Annotated in this window: 17 protein-coding genes; 7 read left to right on the top strand and 10 right to left on the bottom strand. The window is 71.4% G+C overall.

The features are described from left to right. Position 1: 1 nt before the first annotated feature. The 3 genes from AB5L52_RS14360 to AB5L52_RS14350 all read right to left on the bottom strand — a co-directional run bounded on the left by AB5L52_RS14360 (position 2) and on the right by AB5L52_RS14350 (position 3,839). On the bottom strand, positions 2-1,828 hold the full coding sequence (locus AB5L52_RS14360; RefSeq protein WP_369364340.1) for a glycosyl hydrolase family 18 protein: 1,827 nt from the start codon (positions 1,826-1,828) through the stop codon (positions 2-4). Between the two features lie 131 nt (positions 1,829-1,959). After that, on the bottom strand, positions 1,960-2,601 hold the full coding sequence (locus tag AB5L52_RS14355; RefSeq protein ID WP_351029307.1) for a response regulator transcription factor: 642 nt from the start codon (positions 2,599-2,601) through the stop codon (positions 1,960-1,962). Further along, positions 2,598-3,839, bottom strand: coding sequence for a sensor histidine kinase (locus AB5L52_RS14350; RefSeq protein WP_369364338.1), 1,242 nt, complete (start codon positions 3,837-3,839; stop codon positions 2,598-2,600). The genes AB5L52_RS14355 and AB5L52_RS14350 overlap by 4 nt, the downstream gene beginning before the upstream one ends. Positions 3,840-3,990: 151 nt before the next feature. Between AB5L52_RS14350 and AB5L52_RS14345 the strand changes: the two genes are divergently transcribed. Beyond that, positions 3,991-4,524, top strand: coding sequence for a hypothetical protein (locus AB5L52_RS14345; protein ID WP_351029310.1), 534 nt, complete (start codon positions 3,991-3,993; stop codon positions 4,522-4,524). A gap of 18 nt (positions 4,525-4,542) precedes the next feature. Here AB5L52_RS14345 and AB5L52_RS14340 read toward each other — a convergent pair whose 3' ends face one another. Genes AB5L52_RS14340 through AB5L52_RS14330 form a run of 3 tightly spaced genes read right to left on the bottom strand, consistent with a single transcriptional unit; the run spans position 4,543 to position 6,677 of the window. Beyond that, the gene (locus AB5L52_RS14340; protein WP_369364336.1) at positions 4,543-5,118 is read right to left on the bottom strand and encodes a cob(I)yrinic acid a,c-diamide adenosyltransferase; all 576 of its coding nucleotides are present in this window, start codon (positions 5,116-5,118) and stop codon (positions 4,543-4,545) included. A 13-nt stretch (positions 5,119-5,131) separates the two neighbouring features. Continuing rightward, a complete protein-coding gene (locus AB5L52_RS14335; RefSeq protein ID WP_351029314.1) occupies positions 5,132-5,881 on the bottom strand; it encodes an ABC transporter permease in 750 nt (249 codons plus the stop codon). A 10-nt stretch (positions 5,882-5,891) separates the two neighbouring features. Further along, positions 5,892-6,677 (bottom strand): ABC transporter ATP-binding protein, encoded by a 786-nt coding sequence (locus AB5L52_RS14330; RefSeq protein ID WP_369364334.1) that lies wholly within the window; start codon positions 6,675-6,677, stop codon positions 5,892-5,894. A 113-nt stretch (positions 6,678-6,790) separates the two neighbouring features. Between AB5L52_RS14330 and AB5L52_RS14325 the strand changes: the two genes are divergently transcribed. The 3 genes from AB5L52_RS14325 (at position 6,791) to AB5L52_RS14315 (ending at position 8,067) form a co-directional block, all read left to right on the top strand. Further along, on the top strand, positions 6,791-7,432 hold the full coding sequence (locus tag AB5L52_RS14325) for a TetR/AcrR family transcriptional regulator (RefSeq protein ID WP_369364332.1): 642 nt from the start codon (positions 6,791-6,793) through the stop codon (positions 7,430-7,432). Positions 7,433-7,564: 132 nt separating this feature from the next. Beyond that, entirely contained in the window at positions 7,565-7,795 is a 231-nt protein-coding gene (locus tag AB5L52_RS14320; protein WP_369364330.1) for a hypothetical protein, read from the top strand. Next, positions 7,792-8,067, top strand: a complete 276-nt coding sequence (locus tag AB5L52_RS14315) for a hypothetical protein (protein WP_369364328.1) — start codon at positions 7,792-7,794, stop codon at positions 8,065-8,067. The genes AB5L52_RS14320 and AB5L52_RS14315 overlap by 4 nt, the downstream gene beginning before the upstream one ends. A gap of 30 nt (positions 8,068-8,097) precedes the next feature. Here AB5L52_RS14315 and AB5L52_RS14310 read toward each other — a convergent pair whose 3' ends face one another. The 3 genes from AB5L52_RS14310 to AB5L52_RS14300 are packed head-to-tail and all read right to left on the bottom strand — an operon-like array spanning position 8,098 to position 9,952. Then, positions 8,098-8,796, bottom strand: a complete 699-nt coding sequence (locus AB5L52_RS14310; RefSeq protein ID WP_369364326.1) for a hypothetical protein — start codon at positions 8,794-8,796, stop codon at positions 8,098-8,100. An 11-nt stretch (positions 8,797-8,807) separates the two neighbouring features. Next, positions 8,808-9,695 (bottom strand): XRE family transcriptional regulator, encoded by an 888-nt coding sequence (locus AB5L52_RS14305; RefSeq protein WP_351029328.1) that lies wholly within the window; start codon positions 9,693-9,695, stop codon positions 8,808-8,810. Then, positions 9,692-9,952, bottom strand: coding sequence for a hypothetical protein (locus AB5L52_RS14300; protein WP_351029330.1), 261 nt, complete (start codon positions 9,950-9,952; stop codon positions 9,692-9,694). Before AB5L52_RS14300 ends, AB5L52_RS14305 begins: the two co-directional genes overlap by 4 nt. 343 nt (positions 9,953-10,295) lie before the next feature. Between AB5L52_RS14300 and AB5L52_RS14295 the strand changes: the two genes are divergently transcribed. From AB5L52_RS14295 to AB5L52_RS14285, 3 genes are all read left to right on the top strand, one after another. After that, the gene (locus AB5L52_RS14295; RefSeq protein ID WP_351029331.1) at positions 10,296-11,144 is read left to right on the top strand and encodes a 3-hydroxyacyl-CoA dehydrogenase family protein; all 849 of its coding nucleotides are present in this window, start codon (positions 10,296-10,298) and stop codon (positions 11,142-11,144) included. Between the two features lie 223 nt (positions 11,145-11,367). After that, a complete protein-coding gene (locus AB5L52_RS14290; protein ID WP_351029428.1) occupies positions 11,368-11,691 on the top strand; it encodes an STAS domain-containing protein in 324 nt (107 codons plus the stop codon). 314 nt (positions 11,692-12,005) lie between these two features. Beyond that, the gene (locus AB5L52_RS14285; protein ID WP_369368872.1) at positions 12,006-14,426 is read left to right on the top strand and encodes an ATP-binding protein; all 2,421 of its coding nucleotides are present in this window, start codon (positions 12,006-12,008) and stop codon (positions 14,424-14,426) included. Positions 14,427-14,503: 77 nt separating this feature from the next. Here the strand turns inward: AB5L52_RS14285 and nucS are convergent, their stop codons facing one another. Then, positions 14,504-15,175, bottom strand: a complete 672-nt coding sequence (gene nucS, locus AB5L52_RS14280; protein WP_351029333.1) for an endonuclease NucS — start codon at positions 15,173-15,175, stop codon at positions 14,504-14,506. Positions 15,176-15,339: the final 164 nt, after the last annotated feature.

Raw genomic sequence — 15,339 nt, 5'->3', positions numbered from 1 at the left:
ATTACAGGTTGCCGCTGATGGCGTTCACCAGCTCACCGTCGCTGGTGTCGCCGCTGAACTCCCAGAAGAACGCGCCGCCGAGCCCCTGGGACTTGGCCCAGCTCATCTTCCCGGCGATGGTCGACGGGGTGTCGTACGACCACCAGTTGCTGCCGCAGTGGGCGTACGCCGTGCCCGCGACGGTGCCGGTGACCGGGCAGGACGTCTTGAGCACCTTGTAGTCCTCGATGCCCTGTTCATAGGTGCCGGCCGCCGGTCCCGTGGCCGTGCCGCCCGGGGCGTCCTGGGTGACGCCGGTCCAGCCGCGGCCGTAGAGGCCGATGCCGATGAGCAGCTTGGACGCGGGGACCCCGATGGACCTGTACGTGGCGATCGCGTCGGCCGTGTCGAAGCCGGCCTTCGGTATGCCGGAGTACGAGGTGAGCGGGGAGTGCGGGGCGGTCGGGCCCTGGGCGTCCCAGGCGCCGAAGAAGTCGTACGACATCACGTTGTACCAGTCGGCGTACTGCGCGGCGCCCGCGTAGTCCGCGGCCTCGATCTTGCCGCCGGAGGAGCCGTCGGCGGTCACCGCGGCGGTGACGAGCTTGCTCGCACCGAACTTGGCGCGCAGCGCGGCCAGCACGTTCTTGAAGGCCGCCGCCCCGCTGGTGTCGCAGGACAGGCCGCAGGCGTTCGGATACTCCCAGTCGATGTCGATGCCGTCGAAGACATCGGCCCAGCGCGGGTCGTTGACCAGGTTGTAGCAGGAGTCGGCGAACGCGGTCGGGTTGGCCGCGGCCTGCGCGAACCCGCCGGACCAGGTCCAGCCGCCGAAGGACCACAGCACCTTGAGGTTCGGGTACTTGGCCTTCAGCTCACGCAGCTGGTTGAAGTTGCCGCGCAGCGGCTGGTCCCAGGTGTCGGCCACACCGCTCACCGACTGGTCGGCGGTGAAGGCCTTGTCGTAGTCGGCGTAGGAGTCGCCGATCGCGCACTGGCCGTTCGTCACGTTGCCGAAGGCGTAGTTGATGTGCGTGATCTTCGCCGCCGAGCCGGACGTCACCAGGTTCTTGACGTTGTAGCCCCGGCCGTAGATGCCCCACTCGGTGAAGTAGCCGAGCTTGACCTTGTCGCCGGTGGTCGGGGGAGTGGTGGTGCCGCCGCTGGTGTGCACCTTGACCGCGCCGCTGGCCGGGCCTGTCTGGCCGGCGGTGTCGCGGGCCTGCACGGTGTAGGAGTAGTCGGTGCCGGCGCTCAGGCCGCCGTCCGTGTACGAGGTGGTGGTCACCGTGCCGACGACCTTGCCGTCGCGCAGGACGTCGTAGTTCTTCACGCCCTTGTCGTCGGTGGCCGCGCCCCAGGAGAGTTTGACCGAGGTGTCGGTGATGTTCGAGGCGGTCGGGGTGCCGGGGGCGCTCGGCGGGTTGTCGCCGGGCACCGTCGTACCGTCGCAACTGGCGCCGTTCAGCTTGCAGTTGGACGGGGAGCCGGGGCCCGCGCCGTTGAAGCCGAAGGAGACGGAGGCGCCGGGGGCGAGGGTGCCGTTGTAGGACTTGTTCTTGGCGGTCCAGTGGGTGCCGGAGCTGGTCACGTCCGCGTCCCAGGCGGAGGTGACGGACGTACCGGAGGGGAAGTCCCACTCGACGGTCCAGGAGCTGATGCCGGTGGTGCCGGTGTTCTTGATGGTCCACTGGCCGCCGAAGCCGGTGCCCCAGTCGCTGGTCTTGGTGAAGCTCGCCGTCGCGGTGGCCGCGGCCTGGGCGGGGCTCGCGAGACCGACCAGGCCGGCCAGGGGGAGCAACAGGGTCGCGAGGCCCGCCGCGGCTCTGCGTCCGAGTCCGAAGCGCATGTGCGCCTCCTCGATATGGGGGATGTTGGGGAGTCGAGGGCATGACGGAGCCTTTACGCCCACGGTGCTGTGAGAGTAGAAAGGTCTGGACCACGGGTCAATAGGTCTGGACCAATCCGCCTCGTGCCCGACTAGACCCCCAACTCCTGGGCCAGGACCGCCGCTTGGACCCGGCTGCGTAGCCCCAGCTTGGCCAGCAACCGGCTCACGTGCGTCTTCACCGTGCCCTCCGCCATCTGCAGCCGCTCGGCGATCTCGGCGTTCGACAGCCCCTGGCCGACACAGGACAGCACCTCCCGCTCGCGCCGGGTCAGCCCGTCGAGGACGGCCGGATCCGCCTTCGGCTCCCGCACCGGACCGGCCGCGAACTCGGCGATCAGCCGCCGGGTCACGGCCGGCGCGACGATCCCCTCCCCACGCGCCACCGTCCGCACCGACTCCAGCAGATCCCGGGCCTCGGTGTTCTTCAGCAGAAAACCGGCCGCCCCCGCCCGCAGCGCCCCGAACACGTACTCGTCCAGGTCGAAGGTGGTCAGCACGAGCACGTCCGCGAGCCCCTCCGCCACGATCTGCCGGGTCGCCGACACCCCGTCCAGACGCGGCATCTGTATGTCCATCAGCACCAGGTCCGGCCGCAGTTCCCGGGCCAGCTCCACCGCCCGCTCCCCGTCCGCCGCCTCGCCGACCACCTCGATGTCGGGCGCGCTGCCCAGGATTAGGACCAGTCCGGCGCGTACGGCGGACTGGTCCTCGGCGACCAGGACACGGATCACGAGGGGTCTCCTTCGCTTCTTGCGGTCGTCTTGGTTCCTTCGGTCGCGGCTGCGGCTGCCGCTGCGGTTTCGGCTGCGGTTTCGGCCAGGGGAAGCGTGGCGCGTACGGCCCACCGCCCCGCCTCCGGCCCGGCCGTGAAGCCGCCGCCGAGCAGCGTCGCCCGCTCCCGCATCCCGGTCAGCCCCGAGCCCGAGCCGGGGGCGCGCGGGGTGTCACCGGGCCGGTAGGGGCTGCTGACCTCGACGCGCAGGGCGCCGTCGGCCTGCCGCAGGGTGACCAGGACGGGCCCCGGCGCCGCGTGCTTGAGCGCGTTGGTCAGCGACTCCTGCACGATGCGGTACGCGGCCAGCTCCACCGGTGCCGGCACCCGGCCGTGACCGGCCTCCAGGCGGACGTCGAGCCCGTTGGCGCACGCGCTCTTGACCAGGGCGGCGAGGCCGTCGAGCGTCGGTGTCGCGGCCGGTTCCAGATCGCCGCTGCTGTCCCGCAGGATACCGATCAGCCGGCGCATCTCGGCCAGCCCCTCCACGCTGTTCTCCCGGATCACGCTCAGCGCGTCGCGGGAGGTCTGCGGATCGTCGAGGGAGAGCGCGGCCGTGGAGTGGATCGCGATGGCGGACAGGTGGTTGGCGACCATGTCGTGCAACTCCCTTGCCATCCGCGCCCGTTCGGCCGTGACCGCCTGGGTGCGGTCCATCTCGGCGAGCAGCGCGGTCTGTTGGGCGCGCAGCCGGGCGGCCTCGGCGGCATCGCGATGATTGCGCACCACCCAGCCGGTGGCGGCGGGCGCGAGCGCGACGACGCCGATGCCCACGCCGATCAGCAGCCCCTGCGGATCGCGCCAGAGCGCGGCGGGTACGACCCCGCCGACCACCGTCAGCATCCCGGTGGTCCAGGGGATGCGGCGGGCCGAGGCGGGGCTGCCGTACAGGACGGCCGCGTACATCAGGTCGGTGTACATGACGATGGTGACGACGTTGCCCAACGTCACCGTGTCCAGGGTCAGCGCGAGCGTGCCGACGACCAGGGCGATGCGGGGCCGGACGCGGCGCAGCAGCTCGCACGCGGCGGTCGCCAACAGCGGCACCAGCGGCGCCCAGGACGCGTGCCACAGCACCAGTGGGTCCGAGGGCACGCGCGGATGGATCCCGAGGAGCCACAGCAGCATCCCGCCGAGCAGCCCGCCCACGGCGATGCGCAGGTCGTCACGGTGGGGCCGGGGGAGCGCGAGGGTCATGCGTCCATCCAACACGGCCCACGACCGGCCCGCGTGCTCCCCTGGCAGGGTCCTGCACTGCAACTTTCGCTTACGCCGGGTTCGCCCCCGCAGACGACGATCCGCGCCCCCGTCGCCGGGACCCTGGAGAGGTGAGCGAGGGGAGCGGACCATGGTTGTCGGATTGATCATCGCCTGTGAGGTGGCGTTCTGGGTGCTGCTGGCGGCCGGACTGACCTTCCGGTACGGGCTGCGGATGCCGCGGACCGGACTGGCGCTGCTGCTGTGCGAGCCGCTCCTGGAGGTCGTGCTCTTCGCGGTGACCGCGATCGACCTGAAGAACGGCGCCCAGCCGGACTGGCGGCACGGCCTGGCCGCCGTCTACATCGGCTTCACGGTCGGGCTCGGCCACTCCACGATCAAGTGGGCCGACGCCCGGGTCGCCCACCGCTTCGCCGGGGGCCCGCCCCCGGTGAAGCCGCCCCGCTACGGCACGGCCCGCGCCGTCCACGAATGGAAGGTCGCGGGCCGCTGGATCCTGGCCTCGGTGGTCGCCCTCGCCCTGCTGCAGTCCGCCATCTGGTACGTGGGCTCCACCGGCGACACCGGCTCCCTGCGCCAGTGGCAGGTGCGGATGCTCTGGCTGATCGGCATCAACGTGATCATCGCCGGCAGCTACACGCTGTTCCCGAAGCGCGAGCGCTGACGCTCCCGGGAGACGCCGTCACCCGCGCTCCCCGCCCGGCACCCACAGCACGTCCCCGACCTCCTTGTTCGCCGTCCGCGCCAGGATGAAGAGGAGGTCCGAGAGGCGGTTGAGGTAGGTCGCGGTGAGCGGGTTCATCGTGTCGCCGTGGGTCTCCAGGGCCGCCCAGGTGGAGCGTTCGGCGCGGCGTGCGACCGTGCAGGCCTGGTGGAGGAGGGCCGCGCCGGGGGTGCCGCCGGGCAGGATGAAGGAGCGGAGCTTCTCCAGCCGCTCGTTGAAGCGGTCGCAGTCCGCCTCCAGCTTGTCGATGTAGAACTGCTCCACCCTGAGCGGCGGGAACTCGGGGTTCTCCACCACCGGCGTCGACAGGTCCGCACCCACGTCGAACAGGTCGTTCTGGACGCGGGTGAGGACCGTGACGACCTCCGCGTCCAGCCCGCCCAGCGCGATCGCGGTACCGATCACCGCGTTGGCCTCGTTGGCGTCCGCGTACGCCGAGATCCTGAGGTCCGTCTTGGGCACCCGGCTCATGTCCCCGAGGTTGGTGGTGCCCTTGTCGCCGGTCCTGGTGTAGATGCGCGTCAGATTGACCATAAGGCCAGCCTAGTTACGCCCCGGCCGTCCGGAACACTCGTGTGCCCGCCGTCACCGCCAGCGCCGCGAAGCCGACGGCGACGAGGACGCCGTAGAGCATGTGGGCGCCGGCGTAGTGGCCGATGTAGGCGTCGCGGACCGCGTCCACCAGATAGCGGAACGGCACGAAGTGCGAGAGCACGTTCAGCCAGGTGGGCGCGAGGGTCATCGGGAGCATCAGGCCGGACAGCAGCATCGACGGCATCGACACCATGTTGATCAGCGGGCCGAACTCCTGCGGGGTGCGGACCGTCATGCCGAGTGCGTACGACAGCGAGGCCAGCGAGACCGTGAGCAGCGCGACGAACGCGAAGCCGATCAGGATGCCCGCGAGCGGCGCCCGCAGGCCCATCACCAGTGCGGCCAGCACCAGCAGCACCGCCTGGAACACGAAGACCGTGGCGTCGCGCAGCACCCGGCCGAGCAGGAGGGCGAGGCGGCTGACGGGGGTCACGCGCATCCGCTCCACCACCCCCTGCCCCTTCTCGATGATCACCGTGAAGCCGGCGAACAGAGCACCGAACAGCCCGAGTTGGAGCAGCAGGCCGGGCACGAGCACCTGCCAGGAACTGCCCGTGCCGCCGAGCGGCAGACCCGTGAGCAGGGGGCCGAAGAAGAGGAGATAGAGGAGCGGGGTGAGCACGCCGAAGAGCAGCGCGAAGCGGGAGCGCAGGGACTGGCGCAGATAGCGGCCGTAGATGAGGGCCGTGTCGTGAAGCAGCATGCGGGCGTTCCTATACGGCTATGGGGGCGGTGTCGGCCGGGGAGGGGCCGCGGCCGGTGATGGCGAGGAAGGTGTCCTGGAGGGTGGCGTCGAGCGAGCCGCCGTGCCGCAGCTTGAGCGCGCTCGGCGTGCCCTCGGCGGCGACCGTGCCCCGGTCGACGACCACCAGACGGTCGGCGAGGGCGTCGGCCTCGTCCAGGTAGTGGGTGGTCAGGAAGACGGTCGTGCCGTGCTCGTCGCGCAGTCGGCGGACCAGGTCCCACAGGTCGGCGCGGCTGCCCGGGTCGAGCCCGGTCGTCGGTTCGTCCAGGAACAGCACCTTCGGCCGGTGGGTGAGCGCCATCGCGATGTCCAGCCGCCGCCGCTGCCCGCCGGAGAGGGCGCCGGCCTTGCGGTCGAGGAAGCCGGTGAGGTCCAGCTCGCGCGCCAGCTCCTCCGCCCGCGCCACTGCCCGGGCCTTCGTCAGGCGGTACATCCGGGCCTGGGTGACCAGTTCCTCCCGCACGGTGATCTGCGGATCGACGCCGCCGGACTGGGCGACGTACCCGCTCGCCGCGCGCACCCCGGCCGGATCCGTCGCCAGATCGTGCCCGGCGACGGTGGCCGCGCCGCCGGTCGGCTTCAGCAGGGTGGTGAGCATCCGCAGGGTGGTCGTCTTGCCGGCGCCGTTGGGTCCGAGGAAGCCGAGGATCTCACCCTCCCGGACGGTGAGGTCGATGCCGCTCACGGCCGCCACGGGCCCGGACTTGGTGTGGAAGGTGCGGGCGAGTCCCGCCGCGCTGATGACTGCTGCCATGCCCACAGAAAAACAGAGTCTCTGAAATTTTGCAACGACACCAAGTTTCATCTCGTTGTAAGTTTTCTATGGCTTCAAGTTTTGAACGGGCCCAGCGAAGTTAGGATGCGGACATGGCAGAGGGGCTCAGGGAGCGGAAGAAGCGGCAGACCAGGCAGTACATCTCGGATGTCGCCACGGGGCTCTTCATCGAGCGCGGCTTCGACGCGGTGACGGTCGCGGAGATCGCCGAGGCGGCGAACGTCTCCGTCAACACCGTCTACAACTACTTCCCGGCCAAGGAGGACCTCTTCTTCGACCGCTCCGCCGGCATGGTCGACCGCCTCGCGCGCTGGGTCCGGGGCCGCCGCGAGGGCGAGTCGGCCGCCGTCGCCGTCCTGCGCGAGCTGCGCGAGGAGGTCGAGTCGATCTCCCCCCGGGTCGGCCTGCTGTCCGACTACGCGACCTTCATGAAGGTCATCGAGGAAGCCCCCGCCCTGCGCTCCCGTCTGTGGGCGGTCGCCCAGGAGGTCCAGGCCAACCTGGAGCAGGTCCTGCGCGAGGAGACCGGCGCGGGCGAAGAGGGCGAACTGCCCCATCTGATGGCCGGTCAGATCAGCTGGATCCATGGCACGGTCATCGCGGTCATCGGGCGCGAGATGGCCAAGGGCCGCGAACCGCGCGAAGTGTCCCGAGAGGTACTCGCCCTCCTCGATGACATGGAGGACCTGTTGAGCGAGAAGGTCCTCGGCTATGCGGTACGTGGGCACGACTAGGCCCAAGGCCGGACGCCGGCCGGCGCGGGCGTACCGCTGGCCGAGATCACGGCCGTACTGGACGCCGATCCGGACCGGTTCGCCGCCGCGCTCCTCGACGTCGAACGGCAACTCACCCGCCGGATCGACGAATTGATCGCACGGCGCGACACGCTGCACCGGCTCGCGGCCGGCGACCGGGCCCTGCTGCCCGACCGCGCCTGCACGTTCCTGGAGCGGATGCCCGGCCTCGGATACACCGCGGACGACGTGACCACGGTCCGCGAGGCCCTGGTGCTGGTCAGGGCCCTGGTCCCGGAAGGTTCGACAGCTGTCTCGCCCAGATCGAGCGCGGCCTCGACGATCCCCGGTACGCCGCCTTGATCCAGCGCTGCCGGCGCGCCGGCGACGGGGAACCCGACGACCCCCGGATCGACGCACTCGCCGCGGCCCTGGCCGGCCACTTCCTCGCCGATTCCTCGCTGCTGCCCGTCCTGACCGTACTCGACGACCGCGACGACGGCGCGATCCGGTACGAGCTGCTCACCCGCCACGGAGTAGACAAGAAGCCGGCCTGGGCCCGGCTGACCGTGCTGATCGAGACACATCTCCGCGCGGCGGGCATCGGCATCGCCTACCGGACACCAACCGACTGAGCCAGAGGGAACGACATGCGTGAGGCCCGCTCACCGCGCCGCTTCCGTGAGAAGTGAGCTGACCCGGTCGGCGAAACAGGGGCCCGGTACCGGTATCTCGACACCGGGGTACCGGGCGTAGCCGCTTCGGACCGCGTGGGCCACGTAGGACGTGACGACGTCGGTGCGCCGGGGCCGCCGACGCGCGCCCGGAGACGTAAGACGGCTGAGGACTCTGAGCACCGTGGGGACGGACGCGTCGAAGGTGCAGCTCACCGGTGGGCGGACACCGGTCACGGGGATGGTGTCGTGGTCGGTCACGGCGTCGAGGCCGGTCTGGTCGTACCAGAACGCGGCCGCGTGGGCCTCGCCGCGCGCGCGATGGTGCAGGGAGAGGCAGTAGGCGGACGGGGCGTGGCCGGCGCCGGCCGCGTACTGCCACCAGAAGCGGGCTCCCTCGTCGATCCCGGCGACGTGCAGCGCGCAGCCGAGCAGCCAGGCGCACTCGGGCTCGGGGAGTTGGTCGGTGAGGAAGCGGAGCGAGCCGGGGGCGAGCGCGCCGAGGAGGGAGTCGCACAGGGTGCGCAGGTCGCGGATCGCGGCCGGGTCGGCGGGGCGGGCGTCGGCGACGCAGGTGATGTCCTCGCCGTACCCGGGGTAGGCGCTGTCCTCGTAGGGGACGGTGTCGGCGGGGACGTCGGGGCTCCGGCGCAGGCGGGCGCGGGCGAGGAGGGCGTCTATGTCGATCATGGCGGTAGGGGTCACTCCCGGATGCCGGCGCGGGGCACCAGGTCTTCGAGGGCCGCGCGGGCGTGGTGGTCGACGGCGTGGGTGATGGCCGGGCTCAGACCGGTGACGTAGGGGATCGTTTCCTCCGGGTCCAGGCCGCACAGGTGACCCAGCACGACCACGTCCATCTGGTCCTGGGGCAGGCGGGCTATGGCGTCGAAGAGGTCCACCAGGTCGGTCATCATGACGAGATGGCCCGGCACGCTGTCGCTGACCTCCTCGGTGGAGAAGACGGCGGCACGCAGGTCGGGGCGGCCGTCGCGGCGGGCGGCCCGGGCGAGCACGCGGGACCGCAGCAGAAGCCAGGCGCTGCGCCGGACGTTCTCGCTGCTCGCGACCGTGTTCCAGGACAGCCACAGGAGGTCGAAGGTCTCGCCCACCGCCCAGCGGACGCGGTCCTCGGCCAGCAGGAAGGCGCGTGCGTAGGCGGTGTAGGGCGCGTGCATCGACTCGGTGAAGGCCTGGTGGGCCAGGGGCGGGGGCTCCGGTTCGCAGGCCACCTGCTCGATGCACTGCTCTATCCACCACTGTTCCTTGCGGGCTTCGCGTGCCGCGGCGATCCACAGTCGCCGCATCGGCCGCACGGGCAGGCCGAGCGCGCGGATCACGCTGAAGGTGATCTCCCAGACGGGGTAGTAACCGTTGCCGCGCAGCAGCTCGCTGATCCGGGTCTTGGAGTAGCCGGAGCGCAGGACGAGGTCGTCCAGGGTCAGGCCGGTGCGGAAGACGTGGTGGCGCACCGGCTCCAGCCAGGCCCGGTGCGCCACTCCCGCCGCCGCGGAGATGGGGGCCGGTTTCCGGCCGCGCCTGCCGCCGGTCTCCGAAGGAGCCGGTTGGCCATTGCCGAGGGGTGAGGTCATCGGGGTTGCTCCTCCCTGGCGGCGGTGGAGGTGGGTGCGAGGTCGGGGTCCGGGCCGGGGGTGCGGTCGGTGGTGGGGCCGGCGGGTGCCCGGGGGCCGTCGGGACCGGTCAGGGCCTGGACCGTCTGCTGCACGAGCAGGCCCAGGGACGGGAGCAGGGTGGCCATGGCGGCGACCTGTCCCAGCACGGTCATCACCGTGCTCCACGTGAGGACCGTCACCAGCACGGCGACGGTCCACACCTTCTTACTCGACATCACGCGCTTCGTTTCTGTGAGCAGGTCTCACTCCAACTGCCCCTCCGTCAAGCAGTACTGAAGCACCATCAAGAGGGGCAGCCAGCATGACCCCGCTTCCGTCCGCCACGCCACGTGATCATGGAGTTACGGAACAATGACCGCAGGGGCGGCCTGTATCACCCCCGCAGGAAGAGGCCGCGGGCGCGGCTCGATCGGGGCCTGACGGGGGCGTTCGTACCCCTGCCGGTGTGATGTCCGCCAAATGAGACGTGACGCGCGTTACTTACCGGTCACACAGCGGCTCCGGAGCGCTATGGTCCGCCGGAGAAGCAGACTTGGAGCGCGTTCGAGGGAGTCGTCAGTGTCACGGAAGCTCGCCGTCATCGGGGCCGGTCTCATGGGGTCCGGAATCGCTCAGGTCGCCGCGCAGGCGGGCTGGGACGTCGTCCTGCGCGACGTCACCGACGAGGCACTGAAGCGTGGCACCGACGGCATCAAGGCCTCGTACGACAAGTTCGTGAGCAAGGGGAAGCTGGCGGCGCAGGACGCCGAGGCCGCCCTCGGCCGCATCACCCCCACCACCGACCTGGACGCCGCCGCCGACGCGGACGTCGTCGTGGAAGCCGTCTTCGAGAAGCTGGAGGTGAAGCACGAGATCTTCCGCGCGCTCGACAAGATCGTGCGCCCGGACACCGTGCTCGCCTCCAACACCTCCGCCATCCCTATCACCAAGATCGCGGCCGCCACCGAGCGCCCCGAGCGGGTCGTCGGCGTCCACTTCTTCTCGCCGGTGCCGATGATGCAGCTCGTCGAGCTGGTCCGCGGCTACAAGACGAGCGACGAAACCCTCGCCACCGCACGGGAGTTCGCCGAGTCCGTCGGCAAGACCTGCATCGTCGTCAACCGCGACGTGGCCGGCTTCGTGACCACCCGCCTGATCTCCGCCCTCGTGGTGGAGGCGACCAAGCTCTACGAGTCCGGTGTCGCCACGGCCGAGGACATCGACCTCGCCTGCAAGCTGGGCTTCGGCCATGCCATGGGCCCGCTCGCCACCGCCGACCTCACCGGCGTGGACATCCTGCTGCACGCCACCAGCAACATCTACACCGAGTCCCAGGACGAGAAGTTCGCGCCGCCGGAGCTGATGCGCCGGATGGTGGACGCCGGTGACATCGGCCGCAAGAGCGGGCAGGGCTTTTACACGTACTGAGTTCCGTCAGTACGTCGTACCGAGACTCATCAGCACGCCCCAGCGAGACCCACCCGTACGCACACACGCCGGACATTCACCCCGGGAACATCACCCCCCGGGGTGAATTCGGTATCGGTTCGCTTACAAGCAGCAACCGCATCACCACTCACGCAGTCAGACGGTGCACAGCATCGTCACCATCGTCACCGAGTACGCCAACCGCATTCAACGGGGAGCGCATATGCACATCAGGGGCGACCATGCCGAGCTGGTCGTCGGGGGCCGCCTCGACGTCCGGAGCGCGGCGGACGCCCGTACGGCCCTGCACTCGGCCGTCGACACCGGCGTCGGTGACCTGGTGCTCGACCTGTCCGAACTGGACTCCTGGGATGCCACCGGGCTCGGGGTGATCATGGGTGCCCATCGGCGGGCCGGCCGCTGCGGCCGCCGTCTGGTGCTGCGCGATGTCCCGCCGCAGATGCAGCGCCTGCTGGTGGCCACCCGGCTGCACCGCATCCTCGCCATCGAGGGCGGCATCGGGGTCGAGTCGCTGCCCCGGGCCTGACCCGGCGAACGACCGGGGCGCGGGTGCGGGGTGACGAGGGGACACGGGCGACGGGCGAGAACCGGGCGCAGCCGCCGAAGCGCACGTCGCGGGCAATCCTCACCGGACTGTGACGTCTCGGACCGCACGGCACCCCGCCCTGTCGGAGATACTGTGCAAAGGTTTAGGGTTCGGTCGCCCGCCGCCTCGCAACCCTCGACCGAGCGGGCCCGGACCAGAAGCGACAGCGCGGTGTGCGACAAGGCCGGGAGGGGCCTCAATCACGGGCACACAACGCTTTTTGGGGGGCTGAACCCATGGAACGCATGGAACCCATGGACCCGATCGACGCGGGACCCGAGGAGCACGGCCAGGCGCACAGCCGCCGCCCGCCCCGGGAATCCCTCACCTCCGACTTCGGCCAGAGCGCGCCCGCGCTCGCCCGTACGGCGCAACTCGTCGCCGGTGACCTGCTGCTGACCGTCAACCCCGTCGACGGCAGCGAGATCGAACCCTGCCCGCCGGCCCAGCGGCCGGAAGCGCCCCGCAAGCGCACCGCCGCCGAGCGCGCCGAGGCCGAGCGGGCCGCCCGGCCGCCCGTGCCGCCCGGCCCCGCCCAGCCGGCGCTCGCCCTGCTGGAGCGGCAGGACGAACGCGAGCGCCTCGTCCGGCTGCTGGCCCGCGGCCGCACCGTCCGGCTCACCGGCCCCGGCGGCTCCGGCCGCACCGCCCTGCTGGACCTCGTCGCCGAGGACTGCGTGGACCTCGCGCCCGACGGCGTGGTCCGGCTCACCGGCTTCCACCGCACCACCCCCGACCTCCTGCACGACCTCTTCCACGCCGTCCACGACGCCCCGCAGCACCGCCTCGACCCGGACGAGCTGCGCGCCCGCGTCCGCGAGATCGGCGCGGTCGTCGTGCTGGACGACATCGAGTTCGGCGGCGCCGCCCTCGACGAACTGCTCGACGCCACCCCCGAGTGCGCCTTCCTGATCGGCGCCACCCCCGAGGTGCCCGCGCCCTCCGCCGAGTCCGCCGTCGAGGAGGTTTTCCTCGGCGGTCTCGACCGCGCCGCCGGCGTGGAGCTCCTGGAGCGGACCGTCGGCCGCGTCCTCACCGAGGAGGAGTCCAACTGGGCCGGCGACCTGTGGTTCGAGTCCGAGGGACTGCCGCTGCGGTTCGTCCAGGCCGGCGCCCTGCTGAAACAGCGGGACGAACTGCGGGCCGACGCGGAGGCCGTGGACGAGTACGGCGTCTTCGAGGACGTACGCGAACCGGCCGAGCCGTCCCTGGCGGCGGAGGCAGTCCCGCTGCCGTCCCTCGGCGAGGCCGCCGCGCCCGCCCCGCTGCTCGCCTCCCGGCTCAGCGCCTCCGCCCGCGCCACCCTGCGCTTCGCCGTCGCCCTCGGCGGCGAGGTGCCGCACCAGGCGCATCTGCCGGCGCTGATCGGAGACACCCACGCCGACGCCGCCCTCGGCGAACTGGCGGGCTGCGGACTGGTCTCCCCGGTCGGCACCCGCTACCGCCTCGCGGCCGGCGTACAGACCCAGCTGGAGGCCGCCGGGTACGGCGACGACGCGGGGGCCGAGGCACTGGCCGTCGCCGAGCACTACGCCTGGTGGGCCGGGCATCCCTCGGTCACGCCCGAGCGGGTGTGCGCGGAGGCCGACGCGGTGCTGGCCGCGCTCGCCGCGGTCGTCCCGCAGACGGTCCCGTCCGCCGAGGGGGAGACGCACCGCGCGGTACGGCTCGCCCGCACGGCCGCGCCCGCCTTCGCCGCCGGACTGCACTGGAGCGCCTGGGAGCGGGCCCTGCGCGCCGGCGCGGAGGCCTCCCGGCTCGCCGGTGAGGTGCATGAACAGGCCTATTTTCACCACGAGTTGGGCGTCCTTGCGCTGTGCGCGGGGCAGCTCGACCGGGCCCGCGCCGAGCTGGAGGCGTCCATCGGGCTGCGCGGCGCACTCGCCGACAAGCGGGGCACCGTCGCCGGACGCCGTGCCCTCGCCCTGGTCGCCGACCGCTCCGGCGAGCTGCCCGGCATCGCGGCGACGCCGGGGGAGGAGCCGCCGGAGATACGGCACGAGGAGTCGGCGCCGCCGCCGTACGTGCCCCTCGGCGACCCCCTGGTCACGCAGCGGCTCCCCGCCGCCCCGTCGCGGGTCGCGGGCCTCAAGCGGCTGGCCCGTCGCAATCTCGTCGCGGTCGGCTCCGGCGCGCTGCTCGCCGCCGTGCTCGGTACGGTCGTCACGCTCGGCATGACGTCCAACGAGAACGCCGACAAGAACCCGGCCGGGAAGGTCGACGTCAACCCGTCGGCGAGCCAGGGCACGGGCGACGGCAGTCTCGGCGCGGACCCGAGGCAGGACCCGGCGGCGGGCACCGGTCCGGCCCCGGCCCACGGCCGCACGACGCATGCGGGTCCCGGCGGTACGCACGGCACGACGGGCGACCCGGCGCCGTCGGGTCCGGCCACGACGCCTTCGGCGGACCCGAGCGACACCGGGAGCACGGGCAGCGGGGGAGACACGTCCCCGACCCCGTCCAAGTCCCATACGACCAAGCCGGGTTCCCCGACGCCGACGAAGCCGACGCCCTCGGGTAGTACGTCCTCCTCGCCGTCGCCGACCTCCCCCACGCCCACGTCACCGACTCCGACCCAGACGGGCACGACCCCGACCACGACGAACTCGGCAAGCGGCCCGACGACGCCGCAGACTTCGGGAAGCGCGTCGAAGTCTCCGGGCTCGGTGATCTAGGCCCTGTCCCGGTCCCGCCGCCGGGCTTGTGCGGCGGCGGGACAAAGATCAAAGGCCGCCAGGTCAAAGGCCGCCGCTCAGAACAGGCGGAGCTTGTCGTCCTCGATGCCGCGCAGGGCGTCGTAGTCGAGGATCTGGCAGTTGATGCCGCGGTCGGTGGCGAGGACGCGGGCCTGGGGTTTGATCTCCTGGGCGGCGAAGACACCGCGGACCGGCGCCAGGTGGGGGTCGCGGTTCAACAGCTCCAGATAGCGCGTGAGTTGCTCCACGCCGTCGATCTCACCACGCCGCTTGATCTCGACCGCGACCGTCCGGCCGTCCGCGTCGCGGCACAGGATGTCCACCGGGCCGATGGCCGTCATGTACTCGCGGCGGATGAGCGTGTAGCCCTCGCCGAGCGTCTCGATGCGGTCGGCGAGCAGCTCCTGCAGGTGCGCTTCCACGCCGTCCTTGATCAGACCCGGATCCACGCCGAGTTCGTGCGAGGAGTCGTGGAGGATCTCCTCCATCGTGATGATCAGTTTCTCGCCCGTCTTGTTGATGACGGTCCACACCCCCTCGTCCTCGCCGGTCCCCTCCTTCAGCGTGCAGGGCGGCGACATCCAGTTGAGGGGCTTGTAGGCCCGGTCGTCGGCGTGGATGGAGACGCTGCCGTCCGCCTTGACCAGGATCAGACGGGGTGCCGAGGGCAGGTGGGCGGTGAGCCGGCCGGCGTAGTCGACCGAGCACCGGGCAATGACGAGACGCATGGTCGGCAACGCTACTCGACGCGCGCCGGTGCACGCGATTCGCCCATCGCGCTCCCCGGGTAACGCCCCAATTGCCCCTGGAAACTCTTGTTCATCCCTGGCCGATTGTGCCCGTAACGGGACCGTTCCATATACGCATTCTGCTGGTGTGGTCACCTACGGTT

Source organism: Streptomyces sp. CG4 (genome assembly GCF_041080655.1).
Classification (GTDB): Bacteria; Actinomycetota; Actinomycetes; order Streptomycetales; family Streptomycetaceae; genus Streptomyces.
This window is presented reverse-complemented; position numbering and strand designations above follow the sequence as displayed.